This window comes from Sporichthyaceae bacterium (assembly GCA_036493475.1).
GTDB lineage: Bacteria > Actinomycetota > Actinomycetes > Sporichthyales > Sporichthyaceae > DASQPJ01.
The window spans coordinates 17,289-27,807 of sequence record DASXPS010000073.1 but is presented as its reverse complement, the minus strand read 5'-3'; the positions used below and the strand labels follow the sequence as shown (position 1 = coordinate 27,807).

Annotated in this window: 6 protein-coding genes; all 6 read left to right on the top strand. The window is 71.3% G+C overall.

The genetic code is table 11. The features are described 5' to 3' along the window. Nucleotides 1-876, top strand: an 876-nt coding sequence (locus VGJ14_08015) for a molybdenum cofactor guanylyltransferase (protein HEY2832352.1), incomplete at its 5' end; no start/stop codon positions are given. 29 nt (nt 877-905) lie between these two features. Beyond that, a complete protein-coding gene (locus VGJ14_08010) occupies nt 906-2,708 on the top strand; it encodes an aldehyde ferredoxin oxidoreductase family protein (GenBank protein HEY2832351.1) in 1,803 nt (600 codons plus the stop codon). An 84-nt stretch (nt 2,709-2,792) separates the two neighbouring features. Continuing rightward, nucleotides 2,793-5,630, top strand: a complete 2,838-nt coding sequence (fdhF, locus tag VGJ14_08005; protein HEY2832350.1) for a formate dehydrogenase subunit alpha — start codon at nt 2,793-2,795, stop codon at nt 5,628-5,630. Further along, nucleotides 5,627-7,348, top strand: a complete 1,722-nt coding sequence (locus tag VGJ14_08000; GenBank protein HEY2832349.1) for an NAD(P)H-dependent oxidoreductase subunit E — start codon at nt 5,627-5,629, stop codon at nt 7,346-7,348. Before fdhF ends, VGJ14_08000 begins: the two co-directional genes overlap by 4 nt. Then, complete coding sequence (glp, locus tag VGJ14_07995) at nt 7,345-8,565, top strand: gephyrin-like molybdotransferase Glp (protein HEY2832348.1); 1,221 nt, start codon at nt 7,345-7,347, stop codon at nt 8,563-8,565. The genes VGJ14_08000 and glp overlap by 4 nt, the downstream gene beginning before the upstream one ends. Further along, nucleotides 8,562-10,490: a molybdopterin biosynthesis protein gene (locus tag VGJ14_07990; GenBank protein ID HEY2832347.1), complete on the top strand. Its 1,929-nt coding sequence runs from the start codon at nt 8,562-8,564 to the stop codon at nt 10,488-10,490. The genes glp and VGJ14_07990 overlap by 4 nt, the downstream gene beginning before the upstream one ends. Nucleotides 10,491-10,519: the final 29 nt, after the last annotated feature.

Sequence of the window (10,519 nt, the reverse complement as noted above, 5' to 3'; positions counted from 1 at the left end):
GGGGTCCTAGGGCCACTTAGGCTGCACGGCGTGGACGCCGCCGGGATCGTGCTCGCCGGAGGTCGCTCGTCGCGGATGGGCACCCCCAAGGCCGACCTGGAGTGGCACGGCTCCACGTTGCTGCACCGCACGGCCGCCCTGCTGCAGCGCAGCGTGACCGGTCCGGTGGTGGTGGTCGCGGCGCCGGACCAGCAGTTGCCGCCGCTGCCCACCGGAGTACAGCTCGCCGTCGATCCGGTGGAGGGCCGCGGCCCGATGCAGGGCGTCGCGGTCGGGTTGGCCGCGCTGGTCGGGCAGGCCGAGACCGCGTTCGTCGCCTCCACGGATATGCCGTTTCTGCACCCCGCGTATATCCGCGGCGTGCTGGCCGCATTCGAGGCATCCCCGACGGATATCGCGCTGCCCATCGCCGGCGGTCATCGCCAACCGCTGGCCGCGGCTTACCGAACCGGCCTGGCCGAGTTGGTCGCGAAACTGCTTGCCGCCGGTGAGCACCGTCCGGGCCAGATCCACCAGCACTGCCGGATGCGGCTGATCGAGGAGGCCGAGCTGCTGGCCGACCCCGAGCTGGCCCGACTCGACCCGGACCTGGACTCGGTGCGCAATCTCAACGAGCCGGCCGACTACGAATCCGCGCGGGCCCGACCGGCACCACAGATCCTGGTGGAGTGTTTCGGTGCGCTGGTCGGGGCCGGTCGTCCGCGTCGACAGACGGTGGCGGCAGCCACCCTGGGCCGCGCGGCGGACGCCGTCGGGTTGACGCTGGACGCCCACGTGGTGGCCGCGCTCAACGGCGACCGGATCACCCGCAGCCCCGACCTGCCGCTGGTCACCGGGGACGCCATCGCGTTCCTGTCCGCCGACGCCGGCGGCTAACCCGGCCCGAGCTGCATACCCTGGGAGGCATGGCACCGGGCGGGTACTTCGGACGGGTACTGATCGCGGACGTCCGCGGCCGGCACGCCGACGCCGTCACCATGCCGGTTCCGGATCACGTGTTGCGGGCCTATCTCGGCGGCGTCGGGCTCGGCACCTGGCTGATGCATCACCTCGCCCCGGCCGGGGTGGACCCGCTGGCCCCCGAGGCGCCGCTGGCGTTCGTGTTCTCGCCGTTGGTGGGTACCCCGTTGACCACCAGCGCGAAGTTCGCGGTGGTGGCCAAGTCACCGCTCACCGGTTTGCTCACCGATGCCCTGGCCTCCAGCCAGTTCGCCATCGCCGGGAAGCTGACCGGACACGAGGCGATCGTGGTGCGTGGGCGTGCCGAGGCGCTCTCGGTGCTGTTGATCGACGCCGACGGTGTTCGACTCGAGGACGCGGCCGAGCTCGCCGGCCTCTCGGCGGCCGAGGCCGAGGTGGCACTGCGCGAGCGCTTCGGGCGCACCTGGCGGACCGCGGCGATCGGTCCGGCCGGCGAGCGCGGTGTGCGCTACGCGACGCTCAGTCACGACGGCCGCCATGCCGGGCGCGGCGGGCTGGGCGCCGTGCTGGGCGCGAAGAACATCAAGGCCGTATTGGTCCGGGCCGGCGGCCGGGCCGCCGTCGCCGATCCCGAGACCGTGCTGGCCGCTGCCCGGGACCTGCGCGAGCGCAGCTTCGGCCCGGCCACCGCGAAGTACCGCGAGCTCGGCACATTGGGCAACCTGCTCGCCTTCAACGCGGTGGCCACGCTGCCCACCCGTAACTTCACCGCGAGCACCTTCGCCGAGGCGCCGCGCCTGGCCGCCGAGGAACTGCACGAGATGCGGGCGGTGGCCCGCAACAGCTGCGCGTCGTGCTCGATCGGCTGCGAACACATCTACGCCCGCAGCGACGGCGGCCAACAGCGGATGGAATATGAGAACGTCTTCGCGCTCGGCCCGTTGTGCGGGGTGTCCGACCCGGACGACGTGTTCGCGGCCAGCGCCCGCGCCGACGAGCTGGGCCTGGACACCATCTCCGCCGGCGGCACGATCGCCTGGGCAATGGAATGCGTGGAACGCGGCCTGTTGGACGAACCGTGGTTGCGGTTCGGCGACGGGTCTGCGGTGTTGCGTGCGCTGGACGCCATCGGATCCCGCGAGGCGGGCCTGGGTGAGATGCTCGCCCAGGGCTCGCGGCACGCCGCGGCGACGCTGGGCGGCGGCTCCGCCGATTTCGCGCCGCACGTCAAGGGCCTGGAGATGCCCGGCTACGAACCGCGCACCATGCAGGCGATGGCGCTGGGCCTCGCGGTCAACGCCCGGGGCGCCGACCACAACCGATCCGGCGCCTACGAGGCCGATCTTTCCGGTGAGCTGGACCGCCTGGCCGGTGGACCGGCCCACGTCGCCGCCGCGATCGGAACCGAGGACCGGGCCGCGGTGATGGACTCGATGATCCTGTGCAAGTTCCTGCGTGGGGTCTTCACCGACCACTTCACCGAATGGTCATCGTTGCTGCGCCCGGTCACCGGCTGGGATATCGACGCCACGGAACTGGCCGCGGTCGCGCGTCGCATCGTGACCGCCAAGCGCGCCTTCAACCTGCGCGAGGGCGCCACCGCCGCCGACGACACCCTGCCCACCCGGCTGTTGGAGACGCCGCTGCCGATGGGGTCCGGGCGCACCGCGAGCTTGACCCGCGACACCCTGCGGGGCATGGTCGAGGATTATTACGCCGCACGTGGCTGGGACAACACGGGTCATCCGAGTCAGGCGCAGACCGCGGACCTACTGCTCAATGTCTGATCGGGACGCCGCCGGTTAAGATTGAGCTAACCCGTCCTCGAACGAAGCGGAGGCGCGACCGTGACTGCCCTGGAATCCCCTCCGATGGTAGCCACCGTCACCGTCACCATCGACGGTCGCGAGGTCACGGTGCCGGCCGGCACCACGATTTACGACGCCGCCGCCGCTGCGGGCGTCGACATTCCGGTGCTCTGCCACAACTCGCGCTATGACCCGGTCGGGGTGTGTCGGATGTGCGTGGTGGACACCGGCGGGCGGGTGTTCGCCGCGGCGTGTGTGCGCCCGTGCGAGGACAATATGACGGTCACCACCACCTCCCCGGAGCTCGAACGCAGCCGCAGCGTGCTCACCGAACTGCTGTTGAGCGACCAGTTGCCCCGCGAGCAGGACCCGAAGCAGACCACCACCGCGGACAACAAGCTGCTGGAACTGTCCGACCGATATGGCGTCGCCCGGGAGACCACTGACCTGCCGCTGGGCAGTGGCCGCGGGCTGGACCACTCCAATCCGGTGATCGCGGTCGACCACGACTCCTGCATCCTGTGCGACCGCTGCGTGCGGGCCTGTGATGACCTGCAGGGCAACGACGTCATCGGCCGCTCCGGCAAGGGCTATGCGACCCGGATCGCGTTCGACTTCAACGACCCGATGGGCGCCAGCACCTGCGTCACCTGCGGCGAATGCGTGCAGGCCTGCCCGACCGGGGCGCTGACCAACAAGGCGATCCGCTCGATCCCGATCCAACCCCGAGAGCAACTCGAGGCCGTCGAGTCGGTGTGTCCGTACTGCGGCGTCGGTTGTGCGCTGACCTACTGGGTGGATCGGGACCGCGGTGCGATCTCCTTCGCCGAGGGTCGACCGCAGCCCGGCTCGCAGAGCCGGCTGTGTGTAAAGGGCCGCTACGGCTGGGACTACTCCGCGTCCCCGCAACGGTTGACCACGCCGTTGATCCGCACCGACGCCGCCTACCCCAAGGGGCCGCTGTCCGCCGATGTGCGCGGCGTGACGGACAACCGCCCCGGTAGGGACCGCGGACGCAAGCCCGGCGGGCTGGTCAACTACGACGAGGTGATGCCGCACTTCCGGGAGGCCACCTGGGATGAGGCGCTCGACCTCATCGCACGCCGCCTGCTGGAGATCCACGGCGCCGGCGGACCGGGCGCGATCGCCGGCTTCGGCTCGGCGAAGTGCTCCAACGAGGAGGCCTATCTCTTCCAGAAGCTGCTCCGGGCCGGGTTCAACACCAACAACGTCGACCACTGCACGCGGCTGTGCCACGCCTCCTCGGTCGCCGCGCTGTTCGAGGGGGTCGGCTCCGGCGCGGTGTCGACCACCTACGGCGACGTCGCCAACGCCGACGTCGCGATCATCACCGGCTCCAACGCCACCGCCAACCACCCGGTGGCCAGCTCGTTCTTCAAGCAGGCCCGCCGACGCGGCACCACGATCATCTACGTCGACCCGCGTGCCTCAACGGTCGCCGAGCACGCCGACATCTTCGTCCAGCTCAAGCCGGGCACCGACGTCGCGTTCTACAACTCGCTGATGCACGAAATCATCCGACTCGACATGACGGACCCTCAGTTCATCGCGGACCGCACTTCGAACTACCAAGCGTTGGCCGCGACCGTGGCCGACTATCCGCCGGAGCGAGCCGAGCAGATCACCGGGATTCCCGCCGACACCATCCGCGCGGTCGCCCGCGCTTGGGGCGAGGCCGGCTCGGCGGTCGTCTACTGGGGCATGGGGATCTCGCAGCACACCACCGGCACCGACAACGCGCGCTGCCTGATCGCGCTGTGCTCGATCACCGGTCAGGTCGGGCGGCCTGGCACCGGGTTGCACCCGCTGCGCGGACAGAACAACGTGCAGGGCGCCTCGGACGCGGGCCTGATCCCGATGTTCTACCCCGACTACCAGGGAGTCACCGGCGACGCCACGCGGCTGCGCTTCGAGCGGGCCTGGGGCGCCACGCTCGACCCCAACAAGGGGCTGACCGTCACCGAGATCATTAAGTCAATCCTCGACGGCGGCGTGCGCGGCATGTACATGCTCGGCGAAAACCCGTTCCTGTCCGACCCGAACATCAACAAGGTGCGCAAGGCCCTGTCGGCGCTGGAGTTCCTGGTCGTCCAGGACATCTTCCTGACCGAAACCGCCGAGTTCGCCGACGTGATCCTGCCCGCTACCTCCTACCTGGAGAAGGACGGCTCCTACACCAACACCGACCGCCGGGTGCAGCTCGGCCGCAAGGTGCTCGAGCCGCCCGGCCAGGCCCGGCCGGATTGGGAAATCGTGCAGGACATCGCCCGGCGCGTCGGACTGGACTGGAACTACGACTCCCCGTCCGAGGTGTTCGACGAGATGGTCGCGCTGATGCCGTCGTACACCAACCTCACCCACGCCAACCTCGGCGCCGGCGGGAAGCTGTACCCGAACGACGACCCCGAGCACTCCGACGGCACCATTGTGATGTTCGACGAGCGGTTCAACACCGACGACGGCCTCGCGCATCTGGTGCCCGCCCAATGGCTGCCGCCCAATGAGCTGCCCGACGCGGAGTACCCGCTGGTGCTCAACACCGGCCGGCTGCTCGAGCACTGGCACACCGGGACGATGACCCGCCGCTCCTTCGCACTGGACGCGATCGCCCCGATCGCCGAGGTCTACATGCACCCCAAGGACGCTGCCGACCGCGGGCTGGTGCACGGCGCGATCGCGCGGGTCCATTCCCGACGCGGATGCATCGAACTGCAGGTGCGGATCAGCCACCGGGAACAGCTGGGCAACGTGTTCATCCCGTTCCACTTCCGGGAGGCCGCCGCCAACCTGCTGACCAACGACGCGATCGACCCGTTCGGGAAGATTCCCGAGTTCAAGTTCTGCGCGATCCAGGTCGAGGCCGTCGGGAACGGCGCATGAAAGCCGCCGAGCGGGTTCCGGGTGTTGAGGCCCGCGCCGGGAAGTTTCCCGGGCCATCGCTGATCCCGGCGCTGAACGCGATCCAGGCCCGGTTGGGCTGGTTGCCCCGCGAGGAGTTGGAGAAGCTCGCGCTGGATACCCACCGTCCGCGCTACGAGATCGAGGGGCTGGTCTCGTTCTACCCGCACTTCCGCACCTCCCCGCCGCCGAAGGTCGCCCTGCACGTCTGCCACGACCTGTCCTGCTTCCTGCAGAACGGCGAGACCCGGATCGCCGAACTGAAGGAGCGTCACGGGGCCGCCGAGGACCTGGAAATCGTCGAGGTTTCCTGCCTGGGCCGCTGCGACACCGCACCGGCCTGCGCGGTCAACGAACATCCGGCCTTCATCGACGCAGCCGACGAATTGGTCGCCGCCGCCCGGGACGGCGGGGTTGGGCACGCCGCGGCGAAGACCCGCTCCGATCCCTGGCCCAACGACCCCTACCCCGCCGGCTCCGGCATCCCCGAGCGGTACGCGACGCTGCGCGCGCTGCTGTCCGGCCGACTCGACCCGGCCGATCTGGTCACCACCCTGAAGGACTCGGGCCTGCGCGGCATGGGCGGCGCGGGCTTCCCGACCGGGCAGAAGTGGGAGCTGGTGCGCGGCGCGGCGGGCACCAAGTACGTCATCTGCAACGCCGACGAGTCCGAGCCGGGCACTTTCAAGGACCGTCAGATCCTCGCCACGCAACCACATCTGGTCCTCGAGGGCCTACTCTGCGGGATGGCGGTGATCGGCGCCGAGGAGGGCTGGGTCTTCATCCGCCACGAGTACGGCCCCGAGGAGCACCTGCTGCGCGAGGAGCTCGACGCGCTGCGCGCGGCCGGCGTGGTCGGGCCCGATTCCTGCGGCAGCGGACGGCGGCTGAACGTGGAGGTCTTCGTCTCCCCCGGCGGTTACATCCTCGGCGAGGAGACCGCGCTCATCGAGTGCATGGAGGGCCACCGCGGCGAGCCGCGCAACAAGCCGCCGTTCCCCGGCAACTACGGCCTGCACGGGCGCCCGACGTTGATGAACTCGGTGGAGACCTTCGCCGACGTGCCGATCATCGCCCAACGAGGCGCGCAGTGGTGGCGCGACCAGGGCTTGGGTGATTCGATCGGCTGGAAGTTTTTCGCGGTCTCCGGACACGTCGAGCGCCCCGACGTGTACTGCGTGCCGATGGGCACCACGGTGCGTGACCTGATCTCCCTCGCGGGTGGGGTGAGCGGCGGCCGGGCGGTCGCCGCCGTGCAACCGGGCGGGGCCTCGTCGAACTTCATCGGCCCGGACGCACTCGACCTGGCGCTGGACTTCGGCACCGCGGCCGCCGCCGGCACCATGCTCGGCTCCGGTGCGATGGTCGTCGTCGCGGAGGGCAACGACTTGCTCGCCGCGGCCACCAACGTGCTGCGCTTCTTCCGCGACGAGTCCTGCGGCAAGTGCGTGCCGTGCCGGGTCGGATCCACCAAGGCACACGAGATTCTGCGTACGGTGCTCGACGACGCCGTACCGCTGGACGGGCCACGCCGGGCCCGGATTCTGGAACTCGAGGAAGTCATGCGCAAGACCTCGATCTGCGGTCTCGGCCAGGTCGCGCTCGGCCCGGTGGTCAGCGTGCTCGGCCTGGACAAGGGCGGGGCGGCCGCCCGGCCCCAGCCCAAGCCGGAGGGTTCGGCGGGTCAGCCCGGCCGATGACCGGACGGGAGTTCTTCACCGCACGCACCGTCGCCGAGGCCCTCGCGGGCTTCCGGCCGACCCGACGCACCCCGGTCGAGGACGTCCCCCTCGATCGCTTGCTGCATCGGGTGCCCGCGGCAGATCTGCGCGCGTCGGCCCCGCTGCCCGGCTTCGCGCGGTCCACGGTGGACGGCTTCGCGGTGCGCGCCGCTGACACCCACGGCGCGTCGGAGTCCCTGCCGTCCTATCTGGACCTGGCCGGTGCGGTCCGCATGGGCACGGCGCCCACCGTTGCCGTACCGTCCGGCGGCTGCGTCGCGATCCCGACCGGCGCGGTACTGCCCGCGGGCGCGGACGCGGTGGTGATGGTCGAGCACACCGCGGAGACCATGCCGGGCACCATCGAGGTCACCCGGCCGGTCGCGGTGGGCGCGAACGTCGTCCGGGCCGACGAGGACGTTGCGACCGGAGGGGTGCTCGCTCCCGCGGGGCGTCCGCTGCGCGCCCCGGACCTCGGCATGCTGGCCGCCGCCGGCGTGGTGCAGGCCGCCGTGCACGCGCTGCCCCGGGTGGCGATCCTGTCCACCGGTGATGAGGTCGTCCCGCCGCACACCGTCGAGCTGACGCCGGGTCAGGTGCGGGATGCGACCGCGAGCGCACTGGCCGGGCTGGTGCGTGACGCGGGCGGTGAGCCGATCGCGGGCGGCATCGTGCCCGATGACGGCGCGGCGTTGCGGGACACCCTGAAGGCAGCACTGGCCGACGCCGACCTGGTCGTGGTCTCCGCGGGGTCCTCGGTCGGTATCCGGGACGAGACCGCCGGCGCGGTCGCCGAACTCGGCGATATCTGGTGCCACGGACTGGCCATCAAGCCGGGCAAGCCGACCCTGCTCGGCGAGTGCTCGGGCGTGCCGCTGATCGGGCTGCCCGGCAATCCGCTGTCCGCGCTGGTGGTGTTCCGGCTGGTCGGCGTGCCGCTGGTGTGGCGGTTGGCGAGCTGCGAGGTGCCACCGCCGGAGCCGAGCAGCCGGGCCCGTCTCTCCCGCGACCTGCCCTCGGCCGCCGGTCGGCTCGACGTGGTCCAGGTGAGCCTGCACGACGGCCTGGCCGAGCCGATCTTCGGGCCTTCCGCGCTGCTCTCGGTGCTGACCCGTGCCGACGGTTACCTGGTGATCCCGGAGCCGGCCACCGGGCTGGACGGCGGCACCGAGGTGGAGGTTGTGCGCTACCGATGAGGAACAGCCCCTTCATCTCCGACGTCCCCGCCGAACAGGCCATTGCCGCGTGGCGGGAGGCCTGCGCCGCGGCCGGGTGCCCGCCCCGGGTGGCCGCCGTCCGGGTGCCGGTCGCCGACGCGGTCGGCCGGGTTACCGCCGACGCCGTGTGGGCCACCCGGTCCTCTCCGGCCTTCGACTCGGCCGCCATGGACGGGATCGCGGTGCGGGCCGCGGACACGGCCGGTGCCGCCGAGACCACGCCGGTGCTGCTGGGCGACGAGGACTTCCGGGTTGTGGACACCGGCGACCCGCTGCCTGCCGGGTACGACGCGGTGGTGATGCGCGAGCACGTGCACCACACGCCGGACGGGCGCGCCGAGCTGCGGGCCGCGGTGCCGCCGTACCAACACGTCCGCTCGATCGGTGAGGACATCAGCGCCAACGAGTTGCTGCTGCCCGAGGGGCACCGGCTGCGCCCGGTGGATGTCGCGGCCGCGGCGGCCGCGGGCGCAACGGAACTGACGGTGCGTCGGCAGCCGATCGTGGTGATCGTGCCGACCGGCGACGAGATCTGTCCGATCGGCCGCGAGCCCGCGCCGGGCGAGATCCTGGACACCAACTCCCTGATGCTCGCCGCGCAGGCGCGGGAGATCGGCTGCGAGGCCCGGGTCACCGAGATAGTGCGCGACGATCCGACACTGATCGTGGCCGCCCTGCGCGCGGCCGCGGCGGAGGCGGACCTGGTCGTGCTGATCGCCGGCTCCAGCGCCGGCCGTGACGACTACACCGCGCGGGTGGTCGCCGAGGCCGGAGCGCTGGCAGTGCACGGTGTGGCGGTCAAGCCCGGACATCCCGTGGTGCTCGGCACGGTCGACGGCTCGACGGCAACACCGGTACTGGGCGCGCCGGGCTATCCGGTGTCCGCCGCGCTCACCTTCGACATCTTCGCCGCGCCCCTGATCGCATCACTGGAGGGCGCGGCACCCCGCGAGCGTGCCTCCACCACCGCGCGGCTGGCCCGCAAGTTGGCCTCCGCGATCGGCAGCGACGACTGGGTGCGGGTTCGCCTCGGTCGCGTCGGCGGCGACATCATCGCCACGCCGCTGCCCCGTGGTGCGGGCGTGCTCACCTCGCTGGTGCGCGCGGATGGCCTGCTGGTGGTGCCGGCCGGGCTCGAGGGTCACCACGCCGGCGAGCAGGTGCGGGTACACCTGTTGCGCGGCCTCGGCGAGATCGGCCGGACGGTCGTGGCGATCGGGTCGCACGATCTGGTGCTCGACGTCGCCGCTTCGGCGTTGCGCGCCGCTGACCCGTTGGTCACACTCGCCTCGTCCAACGTCGGGTCGCTGGGCGGCCTGGTAGCCCTGCGCGACGGCCTGTGCCACCTGGCCGGTTCACACCTGCTCGACCCGGCGACCGGGGAGTACACGCTGCCCTACCTGGACCGACTGTTCGGTGACGCCGCCGGGGAGGTGGCGGTGATCCGACTGGTGCACCGCGACCAGGGACTCATCGTCGCGCCGGGCAATCCGCTGGGGTTGAAGGGCATTGGCGATCTGGTCCAGCCGGGGCTGCGGTACGTCAACCGACAGCGCGGCGCGGGTACCCGGGTGCTGCTGGATCAGGAACTCGCGAAGCTGGATCTGACGTCTGATCAGATCGTGGGGTACGCCCGCGAGGAGCACACCCACCTCGGGGTGGCGGCGGCGGTGGCCGCCGGACGGGCCGACGCGGGGCTGGGGATCCTCGCCGCGGCGCGGGCGTTCAAACTGGATTTCGTACCGGTCGACCGTGAACCGTACGACCTGGTGCTGCGCGGCGATGCCGTGGACACACCGCTGCTCGAGCCGTTGTGGACGCTGCTCGCTGACCCGGCGTTCCGCGATCGGGTCGAGTCGCTGGGCGGCTATTCCTGCGCGGAGACCGGCCGGCGCATCCGCTGAATCGGACAGTTGTGGGCAATCCGGGCAAG

Excerpts from the sequence above, each read along its gene's own strand:
- VGJ14_08010 (HEY2832351.1), top strand. The coding sequence starts at position 906 with ATGGCACCGGGCGGGTACTTCGGACGGGTACTGATCGCGGACGTCCGC.
- fdhF (HEY2832350.1), top strand. The coding sequence starts at position 2,793 with ATGGTAGCCACCGTCACCGTCACCATCGACGGTCGCGAGGTCACGGTG.
- VGJ14_08000 (HEY2832349.1), top strand. The coding sequence starts at position 5,627 with ATGAAAGCCGCCGAGCGGGTTCCGGGTGTTGAGGCCCGCGCCGGGAAG.
- glp (HEY2832348.1), top strand. The coding sequence starts at position 7,345 with ATGACCGGACGGGAGTTCTTCACCGCACGCACCGTCGCCGAGGCCCTC.
- VGJ14_07990 (HEY2832347.1), top strand. The coding sequence starts at position 8,562 with ATGAGGAACAGCCCCTTCATCTCCGACGTCCCCGCCGAACAGGCCATT.